The following is a 15,546-nucleotide window of genomic DNA, read 5'->3' as shown; positions in this document are numbered from 1 at the left end:
GGCCAATTAAACAGCCCTGGCGCTAGCGTGTGGCCAGGGCTGTTAAAGAAAGGATCAGAACTCGCTGTTGGCGAAGCCGGTCATTGCATCAAGACCCATTTCGCGGCCCAGCGCAGTCATCGGGTGTACGACCACCAGACCACGGATGCTTTTCTTCAGCTTGCCGAGGTCGGCCTGCTCTTTTTTGCTGATGGCGCGGCGAAACGGCATTTTCATCAGTTTCTGCGCTTCTTTGCTCAGCTTTTGCGTGTACTGCTCACGCAGACGGGCGATTTCGCTTTCCAGCGTGGTTTTCTCTTTTTCCAGTTCCGCGTATTTTTCTGCTGCGTCAACTAAGGAGAGATCCGCCTGCTGGTGGCGAATTGCATCGAGGCGGTCGCTCAGACGCTTGATTTCGTTTTTTTCGACTTCTTTCATGGGGCTCAATTCGTTGGGGAGTAAAACGATAAGGATACAGTATTTATGGCGCAGGTTATTTCTGGAATGCTTTTTTTAAGCTGATACGGGAAATAAGCTCGGTCAGAGAGAGCACCATGGTTGAACGCACGACTTGCTGGTAGCGCTGTTTTTGCATGGCTAAAAGCCTGGCGTCACTGGTATCAAACACCGGCGTTGGCGGCAGGGCGGCAACACAGTGCAGCTCACCAAATGGCCCGAGGATCTCATCATCGGTAAATGCGTACTCTGTGCCATCGTGGTTGAGCTCTTCACGCAGCGCCATCAACAGCTCTGCGTCTTCGTATTCCGGGCGGGAAATGACACCCAGACCGTAAATCAGCTTTAAACGCACGGACAAATTGCCCAGCGGTCCATCTCCGTCAAGCAGCGGCTCTACAGCGTATTTCACCGCGTAGTCATCTTTGCGAAATACCTGCAACACCAGAATATTGATAGCTTCGTTGAGTAGCTCAACGGCGGCGATCAAAAAGCTTCGCACGGTTTTGCCAGCATTCAGACGCTCGAGAACACGGTTTTCGAAAGCCTGCGTTTTTTCCATTATTGCCTGCATATCTGACAATTTCGTTAACTGGCGCGGGATCTCCCGCGCCATCGTCGGCATCATGCCATGGCGTTATAGGCGCTGACGGCTTCGTTAACGACCGGACTGTTAGCATCCAGGCCGGAAACCTGCGCCAGCGCGGCTTGCGGGCCTTTCTCTTCGATAAGCTGAGCCAGCTCCTGCGCCTGCGGATCCTGCTCACTGCGGTAATGCATGGCAGCGGCAATGCCTTTCACCAGGTTGGCGTGCGGCAGGTTGTACTCCAGCGTGCCGAGCAGGGGTTTGATCAGGCGATCGCCCGCACTCAGTTTACGCAGCGGTTGACGACCAACGCGCTCAACATCGTCTTTCAGATAGGGGTTTTCAAAACGGCCCAGGATTTTCTGAATGTACGCAGCATGCTTGTCGGCATCGAAGCCATAACGTTTGATCAGCACCGCGCCGCTCTCTTCCATTGCGCCTTTCACAACCGCACGGATATTGGCATCCAGAATTGCGTCGCGAATGGTTTGATGGCCGGTCTGTTTTCCAAGGTACGCGGTTATAGCATGCCCGGTATTCAGCGTGAAGAGCTTACGTTCAACAAATGCCATCAGGTTATCAGTTAATTCCATACCCGGAATGTTCGGCAGCGCACCTTTGAACTGGGTTTTGTCGACAATCCACTCGCTGAAGGTTTCAACCGTTACTTCCAGCGGATCGTTAGTCGCGGATGCCGACGGCGGAACAATACGGTCAACGGCGGAATCTACGAAGCCAACGTGTTCTTCAACCCAGGCTTTGTCGGCGTCCGCCAGTGCGTTGATGACATGCCCTTTCAACTGCGTGGTGCCGCGCACCATATTTTCACAAGCGATAATGTTCAGCGGTGTGTTAATGCCCTGCGCTTTACGTTTTGCCAGACCTTTGGCGATAGCCGGGGCGATGCGTTCCAGCACCACCGGGCCGACCGCCGTGGTCACCAGATCAACGTGTGCAATCAGGTCGACAACTTCGTCGCCAATGCTGCTCACGGCGTTAACGCCGGAGACGGTATCGACCTGCTCTTTTTCACCAACCACATGCACCTGATAGCTATGACGGGCATTAAGGGCGTCGAGCACCACCTGATTCACATCGGCGAACGTCAGTTCAATCCCCGCGTCGGCGAGCAACTTGCCGATAAAGCCACGTCCGATATTACCTGCGCCAAAATGTAATGCTTTCATAGTCTTAACCTTTATCAATGTTTTTACCCGAGAGGGCTGGGGTGAGGAACCGCAAATATTTCCCCTCACCCTAGCCCTCTCCCCGTGGGGAGAGGGAGGAAAACCGATTACTTGCCGAGCAGTGCCAGCACTTCTTCAACGCTGGTGGTGTGCGCCAGACGCTGAATCACGGTCTCGTCATCCAGCGCGTTAGTGAGGCTGGTGATGACCTGAATGTGCTCATTGTTACGTGCCGCGATGCCGATCACCAGACGGGCGATGTCATCTTCGTCTTCACCGAAGCGAACACCTTCCGGATACTGGCAGAACACCACGCCAGTTTTCAGTACGCGATCTTTCGCTTCCACTGTGCCGTGCGGTACCGCGATGGACTCACCCAGATAGGTCGGGGTCAGTTTTTCGCGTTCCAGCATCGCATCAACATATTCCGGCTGAACGTAGCCGCCTTTCACCAGTTGCTCACCGGCAAAACGGATGGCTTCTTCTTTAGTGCTCGCCGTGCGGCCAAGGAAGATGTTATCCGCGCTCAACTTGAACAGGTTGCTGTCAGGCGCATCAAAGCTGTCCTGCAGGCTGCTGGTCACTTTGGCTTCGTTGTCCGTATGGCGCTGAGCAGCAACCAGACGTTCGGTCAGGCTGGTGTACAGGCCACTGTCGAGGAAGTTGGTCAGCGAAATATGCTGGGCCTGCGGCGCCTGGCGCATTGCGCGTTCGGTCAGATCGCGGTGCGTAATCACTAGGTCAACGTCAGACGGCAGGCTGTTAATCGCGCTGTTGGTGACAGAGATGTTGCTCAGACCCGCATCCTGCACTTTCTTACGCAGCACGCCCGCGCCCATGGCGCTGGAACCCATACCGGCGTCACATGCGACGATGATTTTACGCACGTGGCTCAGGTCGTTGGTCACGTCGCCAGCCGCCAGCGGGGTTGCGCCTTTAGACTGTGCTTTCATGTCCTGCATACGACGGGTTGCCGCTTCGATGTCTTCGTCTTCTTCTTTCACTTTGCTGGTTTTCAGCAGGATAGAAGAGATGACGAAAGAGACAATCAGGGCAGCAAAGATTGCCGTCAGGTTCGCGAAGTACGCGCCTTTTGGCGTCATCGCCAGCACCGCCAGGATGGAACCCGGAGAAGCCGGAGAGACCAGGCCGCCGTTCAGTACGCTCAGGGTGAACACGCCAGTCATACCACCGAGGATTACGGCAAGCAGCAGACGCGGGTTCATCAGCACATACGGGAAGTAAATTTCGTGGATACCCCCCAGGAAGTGGATGATAGCCGCGCCGCCAGCAGACTGTTTAGCGCTGCCGCGACCAAAGAACATATACGCCAGCAGTACGCCCATCCCTGGACCCGGGTTCGCTTCGATCAGGAAGAAGATGGACTTGCCGAGTTCATGCGATTGCTGAATACCCAGCGGCGAGAAGATACCGTGGTTGATGGCGTTGTTGAGGAACAGGATTTTCGCCGGTTCAACAAAGATAGACGCCAGCGGCAGCATTTCGTGCGCCACCATGAAGTTAACGCCGGCCGCCAGAATTTTGGACAGCACTTCAACCGCAGGGCCAATGCCGAGGAACGCCAGAATGGCGAGGATCATACCGATGATGCCAGCGGAGAAGTTATTCACCAGCATTTCGAAACCGGATTTGATCTTACCGTCGACCCAGCTATCAAAGTGTTTAATCGCCCAGCCGCCCAGCGGACCTGCGATCATCGCGCCGAGGAACATCGGCATATCCGCACCAACGATAACGCCCATGGTGGTGATCGCGCCGACAACGCCGCCACGATCGCCGCCCACCAGACGACCACCGGTGTAACCGATGAGCAGCGGCAGCAGATAAGTAATCATTGGGCCAACGAGTTTCGCCAGCGTCTCGTTAGGCAACCACCCTGTAGGAATAAACAATGCGGTGATGATCCCCCACGCGATGAACGCGCCGATGTTCGGCATCACCATATTGCTGAGAAAACGACCAAAGCTTTGCACCTTGATCTTGATATCGGATGACATAAAACACCCCTTCTTATGTTTGCTATCGCACAGGCCGGAAGCCCGAGGTTTGTTGTTAACGTGGCGGCAGAGGTAGCCGGACCTGGGTTATCTGTGAGGCGAAATCTCGCACCGAATCACGTGACTGTCCAGATGGTGGGTTTTTATGTGATTCAGATCACAATAAAGCAGGGGGTATGCCACCATTTTGTGTGATATTCATCACATAAAATCAGTGTAAAAAAAGAACAAAGCGCAAAATCTGGACGTTATGAGCCTGTAAGTGTGATGTTATTCACATTTTATGCTCGACGGTTTGTTATGTATTTGTGATATAGATCACAAGATATTTTCGTCAGGACTTTTCCGAATGTGATCGCCAGCAAACTGTGTTTTTGACGACCAGCAGAACCTGTAACTTCCTTTCACAGCCTGCGGCAATACGTACGTTAGCGGCAGAAGTTTTCATCGTGATGAAACATTCTGCGCCCGCTCGTTCATACTTAGGTTTTTGTTGGCGGAAACGGAGAAGGCAATGAAACTGATCGGCAGCTATACCAGCCCTTTTGTACGCAAAATATCGGTGATCCTGCTGGAAAAGGGCATCACCTTCGAATTTATCAATGAACAGCCTTATAACGCCGTTAATAGCGTGGCGCAGTACAACCCGCTTGGCAAAGTTCCGGCTCTGGTAACCGATGATGGCGAAGTGTGGTACGACTCGCCGATCATCGCGGAATACCTTGATTTACTGAATATCGCTCCGGCCATTCTGCCCACTGATCGCAAAGCGGCATTGAAAATTCGCCAACTCGAAGCGCTGGCCGATGGCATTATGGATGCGGCGCTGGTCTCGGTTCGCGAGCTGGCGCGCCCGGTCGAACAGCAGTCGGAGACTGAACTGTTACGCCAGCGGGAAAAGGTTTCGCGCGGGCTGGATGCGCTGGAAAACTATCTTAAAGATGGCACGCTGGGCGTGGACGACCTGAATCTGGCGACAGTGGCAATTGCCTGCGCCATTAGTTATCTCAATTTCCGCCATGTTTCACCCGGCTGGTGTGTTGATCGTCCACTGCTGGTAAAGCTGGTGGAAAATCTGTTCCAGCGCGAGAGTTTCGCCCGCACCGAACCGCCGAAGGCTTGATAAGCATGATGTTCGCCTGAGCAAGTCACTGTACAATCCCCTCACGTCAAACCCCCTGACGGGAGGGGGCAACTCATAGCCAGGCCTTTTCATGACAACTCTTTACAGCCAGATCCCTTCGACCGATCGCCTGTTACGTGACGAGGCGTTCGCCACTTTATTAGCCACTTTCGGCCACAGTCGCGTGGCGCAAACGCTGCGTCAGCTTCAGGACGAGGCGCGCGCGCAGATCCGTGAAGCACAAACGTTACCCGCCTGGTGCTCCGACTGGGCAGCGGCGGCGCAACAGCGGCTGGAACAGCGCGACAGCAGCGCGCTGCGCCCGGTGTTTAACCTGAGCGGTACGGTGCTGCACACGAATTTAGGCCGCGCGGTACAAGCGCAGGCCGCTATTGATGCCGTCGCGCAGGTAATGGGCTCGCCGGTGACGCTCGAATATGATCTCGACGGCGCGGGGCGTGGTCATCGCGATCGCGCCCTGGCCGATCTTCTCTGTCAGCTTACCGGCGCGGAAGATGCCTGCATCGTTAATAACAATGCCGCAGCGGTGTTACTGATGCTGGCAGCCACGGCGGCTGGCCGCGAAGTGGTGGTGTCGCGCGGCGAACTGGTGGAAATTGGTGGCGCGTTTCGCATTCCGGACGTGATGCGCCAGGCGGGCTGTGTGCTGCACGAAGTCGGCACCACCAACCGCACGCATGCGAAAGATTATCGCCAGGCGATTAACGACAGCACCGCGCTGCTGATGAAAGTCCACACCAGTAATTATTATATTGAAGGCTTTACCAAAGCGGTGGATGAAGCGGAGCTGGTGGCGCTGGGCGAAGAGCATGCGCTACCGGTGATTGTCGATCTCGGCAGTGGTTCGCTGGTCGATTTAAGCCGCTACGGTTTGCCGCAGGAACCGATGCCGCAAACGCTGATTGCCGCTGGTGTCAGCCTGGTGAGTTTCTCCGGCGATAAGCTGCTCGGCGGCCCGCAGGCGGGCATTATCGTGGGTAAAAAAGCGCTGATTGAGCAGTTGCAGCAGCATCCGTTAAAACGCGCGCTGCGGGCGGATAAAATGACGCTGGCGGCGCTGGAGGCGACGTTACGCCTCTATCTGCACCCGGAAAAACTCGCTGAGAGCCTGCCGACGCTGCGTTACTTAACCCGCCCGGAGGCGGAAATTCGCGAGCAGGCGCAGCGCTTATGCACGGCGTTGACGGCGCGTTATCACGAATTTGAGTTGCGCGTGGAAGCCTGCCTGTCACAAATTGGCAGCGGTTCGCTGCCGGTTGACAGGTTGCCGGGCGCGGCGCTGACGTTTACTCCGCGCGATGGCAGTGGCCGTCGTGTGGAGGCGCTGGCTGCGCAGTGGCGGGCGCTGCCGCAGTCGGTGATTGGCCGTATTTACGATGGTCGCCTGTGGCTGGACTGTCGCTGTGTTGATGATGAATCCCGCTTGCTGGAGATGTTGCTGAAATGATTATTGCCACTGCCGGGCACGTCGACCACGGCAAAACCACCCTGATTGAAGCGATTACGGGCGTGAATGCCGATCGCCTGCCGGAAGAGAAAAAACGTGGCATGACCATCGATCTCGGTTATGCCTACTGGCCGCAGCCGGATGGCCGCGTGCCGGGCTTTATTGATGTGCCAGGACATGAAAAATTCCTCTCTAATATGCTGGCGGGCGTTGGCGGCATTGACCACGCCCTGCTGGTGGTGGCGTGTGACGATGGCGTGATGGCGCAGACGCGTGAGCATCTGGCGATTTTACAACTGACCGGCAACCCGGCGCTGACGGTAGCGCTAACGAAGGCCGATCGCGTGGATGAGGCACGCATTGCCGACGTGCGCGCGGAAGTACAAAACACGCTCCAGGCCTTTGGTTACCCACAGGCGACGCTGTTTGTCACCGCCGCCACGGAACAGCGCGGCATTGCTGAGCTGCGTGAACATCTGTTGCAGTTGCCAGAACGCGCCCATCCTGAGCATCAGCGTTTCCGCCTGGCGCTCGATCGTGCTTTCACGGTGAAAGGTGCGGGGTTGGTGGTAACGGGAACGGCGCTTTCCGGCGATGTCCGCGTAGGCGATACGCTGTGGCTGACCGGGGCGAATACACCGATGCGCGTGCGTGGGTTACATGCGCAGAATCAACCAGTTGAACACGCTCATGCCGGGCAACGCATCGCGCTGAATATTGCCGGTGATGCGGAAAAAGAGGCGCTCAGCCGCGGTGACTGGCTGTTGTCGCAGCAGCCCGACGAACCGACCGAGCGGCTGATTGTCGCCCTGCAAACTCACGTTCCGCTGACGCAATGGCAGCCATTGCATATTCACCATGCCGCCAGCCACGTTACCGGGCGCGTGTCGCTGCTGGAAAATGGCCTTGCCGAACTGGTGCTCGATACGCCGCTGTGGCTGGCGGACAACGATCTGCTGGTGCTGCGCGATATCTCCGCGCGCACGACGCTTGCGGGGGCGCGCGTGGTGACGCTGAACTCGCCGCGTCGCGGTAAACGCAAGGCAGATTATCTGGCGTGGATTGGTGAACTGGCGCAGACCAAAGACGACGCCCAGGCGCTGGCCGTGCATTTATCGCGCGGCGCGGTGGATCTGCGCGCGTTTGGCTGGGCGCGCCAGTTAAGCAGCAGCGGTCTGGCGGCGTTACTCGATAACCCCGGTTTTATCCGGGCGGGTGATAACCTGCTTAATGCGCCGGTGGCGGCGCGCTGGCAGCGTAAGTTGCTGGACACGCTGGCGACTTACCATGAACAGCACCGCGAAGAGCCGGGTCCAGGGCGCGAACGCCTGCGACGTATGGCGCTGCCGATGGAAGATGAAGCACTGGTATTAACCCTGATTGAACTGATGCGGGAGAGCGGCGATATCCACAGCCACCACGGCTGGCTGCACTTGCCGGAGCATAAAGCGGGTTTCAGCGACGAGCAGGCCCAGCTTTGGCAAAAAGTCTCACCGCTGTTTGGCGACGAACCCTGGTGGGTGCGGGATTTAGCCCGTGAAATCGGTGTGGATGAACAGGTGATGCGCGGCGTATTACGACAGGCGGCACAGCAGGGGCTGATTACGGCGATCGTCAAAGATCGTTATTACCGCAACGATCGCATTGTGACTTTTGCCAGCATGATCCGCGATCTTGATGAAGCGCGCGGCTCGACCAGCGCGGCGGATTTTCGCGATACGTTGAATGTGGGGCGCAAACTGGCGATTCAGATCCTGGAATATTTCGACCGCATTGGTTTTACCCGCCGCCGTGGCAATGACCACATCCTGCGCGACAAGGCGTTATTCCTCAAAGAGTGATCAACTCTCAGGCTGGCGATTTTTCGCCAGCCGCATCCCCCTCGCAAAAGCGCCTCACCGACAGGACGCGCCGATTATCACCTTCAATCATTCCCCCCGATCCCCACGGAAAATCTGACGTTAAGCGCAACTAAGCCGGTATCGGGGGCGAATTCTCTGGAACGTGATAAGCAGGTGCCAAGCATACTGGCGAACGTTTTCTGCGTACATTTAGCAACATTTTGAGCGCGTGATACAGATTGCCGGAAATGTTCAGGCAAATGACAAAACTGGCGGCTTTCCCGCTTGCGATCAAAGCATTGCGGCGGTTTTTTCTGGCACCCTTGTCGTTTTCGTGCCCGGTGGAGTGGGGAATGAACCGTTTTATTATCGCTGATGCGGCCAAATGCATTGGCTGTCGCACCTGCGAAGTGGCGTGTGTGGTGTCGCATGAAGATAATCAGGACTGCTCGGGTGTGAAGCCCGCGACCTTTTCTGCACGCATCCGCGTGGTGAAAACAGGCGATTTCTCCACTGCCGTCACCTGCCATCATTGCGAAGACGCACCCTGCGCCAATGTCTGCCCGGTCGGTGCGATCGGTCGGGCCAATGGTGCGGTGCTGGTTGAGCAATCGCGCTGTATCGGCTGCAAAAGCTGCATGATTGCCTGCCCGTTTGGTGCCATGCAGGTGATGCGCGTTGAGAACCGGGCGCAGGCGCTGAAATGCGATCTGTGCCAGCATCGCGAAAACGGCCCGGCCTGTGTCGAAGCCTGCCCGACCAACGCGCTGTGTTGCATAAACCCGGCACAACTTCGCGAGAACCGGCTACAAAGCCAGCGGCTCTAGCCAGCAAATCGGTGTGAATGGCGCAAAGCAGCGGAAAACCCGCCAACCGTAAAGAAAAGCTGCTGCCAGTTCTGCGCGCGTTAAATCCGCAGACGTCAGGCAAAGCAAACTCGGTACTGATGCGCCCGTTTTCGTTAGTGATAAAAAAAGCCCTCGACAGAGGGCTTAATTCAGCATGTTTGCTTTAGTTTTCCTGCCAGGCTTTTTCAATCTCTTCGGCGAGGATCTTCACGCCCGCTTCGATAAGCTCCGGCTCCGGCACATAGTTCATGCGCATGCACTGATGCGTGTGCGGCCAGGGTTTATCCAGCCCCGGGAAGAAGTAATCGCCGGGTACCATCAGCACGCCGCGTTTTTTCAGCCGTTGATACAGCAGCTCGGTGCTGATCGGCAGGTCTTTAAACCACAGCCAGAGGAAAATCGCCCCTTCCGGTTTGTGAATAAGGCAGCGCTCTTCCGGTAAATAGCGACGCAGCGTGGCGATCGTTTCCTGTACCCGCTGGTAGTAAAACGGTTTGATCACCTCTTCAGAAAGGCGCAGCAAATCTTTACGCTTAATCATTTCGCACATCATCGCCGGGCCAATGCCGCCTGGCGCGAGGCTGATAATGCCGTTCATATTGCGAATGGCGGAGATGATTTTTTCGCTGGCGATGATGATGCCGCAGCGGCTGCCCGGCAGACCCAGCTTCGACAGGCTCATGCACAGAATAATGTTCGGATTCCACAACGGGCGCGCTTCGCTAAAGATAATGCCCGGGAAAGGGACGCCGTAAGCGTTATCAATCACCAGCGGAATGTTGTGCTGATTCGCCAGCATATCCAGCTTCATCAGCTCTTCGTCAGTGATCACGTTGCCGGTCGGGTTGGTCGGGCGTGAGACGCAGATCATGCCGGTCTCTTCGCCAATATGCAGGTGTTCAAAATCGACATGGTACTTAAACTGCCCGTCCGGCAGCAGTTCAATATTGGGGCGTGCGGAGACAAACAGATCTTCTTCCAGCCCGGAATCGGCATAGCCGATGTACTCCGGTGCCAGCGGGAAAAGCACTTTTCTGGTGCTTCCATCGGCGCGACGGCCAGCGAACAGGTTGAACAAGTAGAAAAACGCGCTCTGGCTGCCGTTTGTTAGTGCAATATTCTGTGGCTCAATATCCCAACCTAACTCTTCACGCAGCATACCTGCCAGCGCCGTCAGTAGCTCCGTTTTACCCTGCGGGCCGTCATAATTGCACAGCGCATCAGTCGCTTTGCCGTTTTCCACCATGTCTGCAAGCAGGTTGTGGAAGTAATCGGTCATCGCCGGGATTTGTGCCGGGTTACCGCCGCCGAGCATGATAGCGCCAGGGGTGCGTAAACCGTCGTTGAGATCCTCCATCAGGCGCGTAATGCCTGCATGGCGGGTAAATTTGTCGCCGAAAAGTGAAAATGTCATCGCTACTGCTCTGTCGGGCTGCGGATCAAAGTGGCTAACCATAGCGCTCCGGACGGCGAGGTGCAAATCGCCGCCGATGCGCCTTTTCCACTCTTAATTCTTATCGATAGCAGTTTAGCGATATATTATGCTGATATTTGTTTTATGGCTCAGTGGCGAGCCGCGCCCGCCCAGACCACCATCACTTTGTCATCACCCTGTTCACGCACAAAACCGTAGCCCTGCGGCAGCGTAAGCGTGGTCTGTTTGCCCATGCCCAGCGCCGGGTGGCGCGCGCGGAACTGGCCCAATGTTTGCCAGTGCCGCAGGCCGGCGGCACTTTTGCCGTCGAGATCCTGCCAGTTCATATCCGATCGCGTACCTTGTAGCGGATCGGATCCTGTCGGGCCAAACGGCCGCGCGCTTTCATCACCGTAAAAGATCTGCACCGCGCCGGGGGCGAGCAGCAAAAGCTCTGCGGCTTGCTGACCGCCCTCACGGAACAAGCGGGTATCGTGCGAGGAGAGATAGCTCAGCACATTAAAGCTTTGCAGTTTGTCGGCCATCTGTTGCCAGACAGTATCCATATTCGCCAGACACGATACCGCGTCGGCGGCCTGTTGCTGATAGTCAAAATTGATCATCGCATCAAAGCCATGGCGGTAGTAATCACTCTCCATCACACCGTGGCCCCAGGATTCGCCGGTCATCCAGAAAGGGGCGTCATCGATTTTTTTCTGCGGATTGGCCTTTTTCCATTCGGCGAGCGCCGCCGTGGCCTGCGTTTTTAATTGTTGCCAGGCTGCCAGCTCGACATGTTTAGCCGTATCAACGCGAAAACCGTCAATGCCGTACTCGCGCACCCACTCGCTGAGCCAATGGGTAAGGTAATCACGCGGTGTAAACCCTGCGATTTCGCGTGCGCGCGTATCCGGTTTGTGGCGATAAAACACCGGCAGTCCGGAAGGGGTGGCGGATTCGGTTTTCAAATCCGGCAAAAACGCCAGCGATATGGTGAGGTCGTCAAAACCGGGGTTGTCATAATCGCCGATATCGGTGCGGATCCAGTTTTTGCCCCACCAGTTCTGCCAGGCGGTTTTATCGCTAAAGTTGATGTAATCATTGAAGCTGTGCCAGCTTTGCCCGGCGGCGGGACGCCAGTCTGTCCAGTGCTCGCCGAGGATTTTCTTGCGCTCCTCGTCTTTCAGATACAGCGCGCCGAACTGGAAGGTTTGCATATCGGCCAGCGTCGCATAGCCGGTGTGATTCATCACCACATCAAACAGCACGCGAATGCCGCGCTGGTGCGCTTCATCAACTAGTTTACGCAGATCGTCTTCGCTGCCCATATTGGCGTCGAGGCGCGTCCAGTCCTGCGTGTAATAACCGTGGTAGGCATAGTGGGGGAAATCCCCTTTTGTACCACCGCCAACCCAGCCGTGGATCTGCTCCAGCGGCGAACTTATCCATAACGCGTTGACCCCCAGTTGCTGCAAGTAATCCAGTTTGCTGGTTAGCCCTTGCAGGTCGCCGCCGTGAAAAGTGCCAATCTCCTGCATCCCATCTTTATGCCGCCCGTAGCTGTTGTCATTGGCGGGATTACCATTCACAAAGCGATCGGTAAGCACGAAATAGACCGTGGCGTTATGCCACTCGAACGGAGCTGCACCCTGCGTTTGCGCTTTTTCCAGCAACAGAAGACCGTCACTTTCCGCTGCGGGTTGCAGGGTAATTTTCCCGTCGCGTACCGTGGCGGTTTGCTGGCTGTAGAAATCGCGTACCAGGCTGCCTTCCGGGAAGGTGTTGCCAACAGGCACGGTCAGCGGCTTATCGTCACGCACCGGACACTGGCGCGCTAGTTTGGCAGGTGTATCGCTGGCCTCGCTTTTGACACTGAGCAGCAACGTTGGTGTGCCGGAGCGGGTATCGAGCTGTATCTGGTAATCGCCATCACGGAATATCCGCCACTGCGGCGCGCGCCCACTGCAAGGCTTCAACGAAAGCATTTGGTTCAGCTTGATGTCGCTGGCGGGCTGCCAGCACTGCTGACCCTGCTGTAACGCGATTGGATGCTCGCCTTTTTTCAGCGCGGCCTGGCTGCGCCAGAGGCCGGTGCCGTCGTCAGTTAAAGGGGGAAAACCAGCGGCGGACCAGTCGGCGAGAGCGATGCCGGGAAGCAACAGCAGTAAAAACGCGGAGTGTTTCATTGGATGTCCCAGTGATGGCGATTTTCCCCAGTTTGCCACTCCGTTTAGCGGGGAAACTCCTCCCTGGTCGTAATCGCCAGGGAGGAGGGCGCAGGGTGAGCGATCGCGCATAGATTGTCGGTTTAGATTTGCGATAACCGCCACATTTATAAGAGATTGTCCGTTTTGTGTGCAGTTTCCTGGTGACATGATTTCAGAATTGGATTATTTCTGTACGTGCTCTTGCAGGCTATTTTTGGTATGATTTGAGATTCAGCTCTCAAAATCATGCAAAAAAGAAGGTGTTGGAATGTTCATATCCGACCAGGAGACCTAATGATATCGATACCCATGCGACGACTTGGGGCCACGATACTCATGTTTTCCACCTTGATATTTTCAGGTGGGGTGCTGGCGAAGACGCACACAGAAACAGCGAGTCACAAAGCCCACGTCACTAAGGCAAGCGTAAAAAAACAGGCAAGCAGTAAACAAGAGTATTCTCGCAATAGTGTAAAAAGTAGTTCACTTCCTGATTTGCGAAAATACCCTTCCGGAACACCAAGGAAAAAAGCGTTTCTCCGGACGGTAATGCCTTATATCACCAGTAAAAACTCTGCGATTACCGCCGAGCGTAACTGGTTGTTGTCAAAACAGTACAATAGCCAATGGTCGCCTGCCGAGCGCGCGCGTCTGAAGGATATTACGCAACGCTACAAAATCAGCTGGAACGGGAATACGCGCCGTATTCCATGGAACGCCCTGCTGGAGCGTGTAGACATTATCCCGGACAGCATGGTTGCGACTATGGCGGCAGCGGAAAGTGGTTGGGGCACGTCAAAACTGGCGCGTACCAACAACAATCTGTTTGGCATGAAATGTGCGAAAGGTGCCTGTAAAAACGGGGCTGGCAAAGTGAAAGGTTACTCTCACTTTAACTCCCTGCAGGAATCGGTGGATGCTTACGTCACCAACCTGAATACGCACACGGCCTATGCGTCATTCCGTAAATCCCGTGCGCAGCTGCGCAAAGCGGATCAGGAAGTGACGGCGACCAACATGATTCACAAGCTGAAGGGTTACTCAACCCGTGGCGAGAGTTACAACAACTACCTGTTTGCCATGTATCAGGACAATCAGCAGTTAATCGCCGCCCATATGTAATATCAGCTCTGTAAACGCCTTCCAGCCGGAAGGCGTTTTTCTTTGTGCTAGATAAGGATTTCGCTATAGCGGTCGCGATAGTCTTTTGGTGTGCTGTCGTACTCTTTACGAAACACCGAATAGAAATATTGCAGCGACGGGTAGCCGCACATCTGTGAGATTTCATTGATCGAGAGCGATGTCGATATCAACAGGCTACGCGCCTTTTCCAGTTTCTCCGCATGAATTACCGCGTGAATCGTCTCACCGACCTCTTCTTTAAAGCGCTTTTCCAGGTTTGAACGCGAGATGCCGACAGCATCCAGCACCTGATCCACTTTGATGCCTTTACAGGCGTGATTGCGAATGTAATGCATCGCCTGAATCACCGCCGGGTCGTTCAGCGAGCGGTAATCCGTCGAGCGCCGCGCCACCACACGTACCGGTGGCACCAGCAACCGCTGTAACGGCATGGTTTCGTTATCCAGCAGACGATGCAGCAGCTTCGCCGCCTGGTAGCCCATTTGCCGGGTTCCCTGTGCCACGGAAGAGAGCGCAACGCGCGAGAGATAACGGGTGAGTTCTTCGTTATCGATGCCAATCACGCACAGTTTTTCCGGCACCGGAATATGTAAATGGTCACACACTTGCAGAACATGACGTGCGCGGGCGTCGGTCACGGCGATAATGCCGGTCTGCGGCGGCAGCGTTTGCAGCCAGTCCGCCAGCCGGTTTTGCGCATGTTGCCAGTTCTCAGGCGCTGTGGTCAGCCCCTGGTAAACCACGCCGCGGTACTTCTCTTGCGCCACTAACTGGCAGAAGGCGTGCTCACGTTCTGCCGCCCAGCGTTTGCCGCTGGAGGACGGCAGGCCGTAGAACGCAAAACGGTGCACGCCTTTCTCTTTCAGATGCAAAAACGCGCTCTCCACCAGCGCGTGGTTGTCGGTCGCGATGTAATGCACCGGCGGGTAGTGCTCCGGGGTGTGATAAGAGCCGCCCACGCCGACAATTGGCACGTCGACATCCGCCAGCAGACGCTCAATGTCCCGATCGTCATAATCGGCGATCACGCCATCGCCCAGCCACTCTTTGATATTTTCAATGCGGGCGCGAAAATCCTCTTCAATGAAAATATCCCACTCGGATTGCGAGGCTTGCAAATACTCGCCGACCCCTTCGACAACCTGGCGGTCGTAGGCTTTATTGGCATTAAATAACAATGTGATGCGATGGCGCTTCTCAAACATGTTGGTTTGCTTCCTGACTTTCCATCCGATCTCATTATCATATTCATCAAACTGATGAATAAAAAAGATCC

The 15,546-nt window shown here is 55.7% G+C and carries 12 protein-coding genes; 5 read left to right on the top strand and 7 right to left on the bottom strand.

Annotated features, from left to right (window positions below; genetic code table 11):
* Positions 1-54: 54 nt before the first annotated feature.
* The 4 genes from AAIG26_RS16985 to AAIG26_RS16970 form a co-directional block, all read right to left on the bottom strand.
* Positions 55-417, bottom strand: a complete 363-nt coding sequence (locus tag AAIG26_RS16985; RefSeq protein ID WP_313626945.1) for a YibL family ribosome-associated protein — start codon at positions 415-417, stop codon at positions 55-57.
* A gap of 55 nt (positions 418-472) precedes the next feature.
* The gene (mtlR, locus tag AAIG26_RS16980) at positions 473-1,060 is read right to left on the bottom strand and encodes a mannitol operon repressor MtlR (RefSeq protein WP_044489524.1); all 588 of its coding nucleotides are present in this window, start codon (positions 1,058-1,060) and stop codon (positions 473-475) included.
* The gene (gene mtlD / locus AAIG26_RS16975) at positions 1,060-2,208 is read right to left on the bottom strand and encodes a mannitol-1-phosphate 5-dehydrogenase (protein WP_020455726.1); all 1,149 of its coding nucleotides are present in this window, start codon (positions 2,206-2,208) and stop codon (positions 1,060-1,062) included. The genes mtlR and mtlD overlap by 1 nt, the downstream gene beginning before the upstream one ends.
* 107 nt (positions 2,209-2,315) lie before the next feature.
* On the bottom strand, positions 2,316-4,226 hold the full coding sequence (locus tag AAIG26_RS16970) for a PTS mannitol transporter subunit IICBA (protein WP_020455725.1): 1,911 nt from the start codon (positions 4,224-4,226) through the stop codon (positions 2,316-2,318).
* 514 nt (positions 4,227-4,740) lie between these two features.
* Here AAIG26_RS16970 and AAIG26_RS16965 point away from each other — a divergent pair.
* The 4 genes from AAIG26_RS16965 to AAIG26_RS16950 all read left to right on the top strand — a co-directional run bounded on the left by AAIG26_RS16965 (position 4,741) and on the right by AAIG26_RS16950 (position 9,485).
* Complete coding sequence (locus tag AAIG26_RS16965) at positions 4,741-5,349, top strand: glutathione S-transferase (protein WP_343181050.1); 609 nt, start codon at positions 4,741-4,743, stop codon at positions 5,347-5,349.
* 91 nt (positions 5,350-5,440) lie between these two features.
* The gene (selA, locus tag AAIG26_RS16960) at positions 5,441-6,817 is read left to right on the top strand and encodes an L-seryl-tRNA(Sec) selenium transferase (RefSeq protein ID WP_343181049.1); all 1,377 of its coding nucleotides are present in this window, start codon (positions 5,441-5,443) and stop codon (positions 6,815-6,817) included.
* Positions 6,814-8,658 (top strand): selenocysteine-specific translation elongation factor, encoded by a 1,845-nt coding sequence (selB, locus tag AAIG26_RS16955; RefSeq protein WP_020455722.1) that lies wholly within the window; start codon positions 6,814-6,816, stop codon positions 8,656-8,658. Before selA ends, selB begins: the two co-directional genes overlap by 4 nt.
* 353 nt (positions 8,659-9,011) lie before the next feature.
* Positions 9,012-9,485 carry a 4Fe-4S dicluster domain-containing protein gene (locus AAIG26_RS16950; RefSeq protein ID WP_343181048.1) on the top strand — a complete coding sequence of 158 codons (474 nt, stop codon included), beginning with the start codon at positions 9,012-9,014 and terminating at the stop codon, positions 9,483-9,485.
* Between the two features lie 184 nt (positions 9,486-9,669).
* Here AAIG26_RS16950 and avtA read toward each other — a convergent pair whose 3' ends face one another.
* Complete coding sequence (gene avtA, locus AAIG26_RS16945) at positions 9,670-10,962, bottom strand: valine--pyruvate transaminase (protein WP_343181047.1); 1,293 nt, start codon at positions 10,960-10,962, stop codon at positions 9,670-9,672.
* A gap of 107 nt (positions 10,963-11,069) precedes the next feature.
* Entirely contained in the window at positions 11,070-13,106 is a 2,037-nt protein-coding gene (locus AAIG26_RS16940) for an alpha-amylase (protein WP_343181046.1), read from the bottom strand.
* A 315-nt stretch (positions 13,107-13,421) separates the two neighbouring features.
* Here AAIG26_RS16940 and AAIG26_RS16935 point away from each other — a divergent pair, with 315 nt between their 5' ends.
* Positions 13,422-14,249 carry a protein bax gene (locus AAIG26_RS16935; protein WP_044489523.1) on the top strand — a complete coding sequence of 276 codons (828 nt, stop codon included), beginning with the start codon at positions 13,422-13,424 and terminating at the stop codon, positions 14,247-14,249.
* Between the two features lie 47 nt (positions 14,250-14,296).
* Here the strand turns inward: AAIG26_RS16935 and xylR are convergent, their stop codons facing one another.
* Positions 14,297-15,475 carry a D-xylose utilization transcriptional activator XylR gene (gene xylR / locus AAIG26_RS16930; RefSeq protein ID WP_160268392.1) on the bottom strand — a complete coding sequence of 393 codons (1,179 nt, stop codon included), beginning with the start codon at positions 15,473-15,475 and terminating at the stop codon, positions 14,297-14,299.
* Between the last annotated feature and the right edge of the window lie 71 nt (positions 15,476-15,546).

Origin of the sequence: Kosakonia sp. PSU_27 (genome assembly GCF_039409795.1) — a bacterium.
Lineage (GTDB): Bacteria > Pseudomonadota > Gammaproteobacteria > Enterobacterales > Enterobacteriaceae > Kosakonia.
Note: the sequence above shows the minus strand (reverse complement) of the source record. Positions and strands in the feature narration are given on the sequence as shown.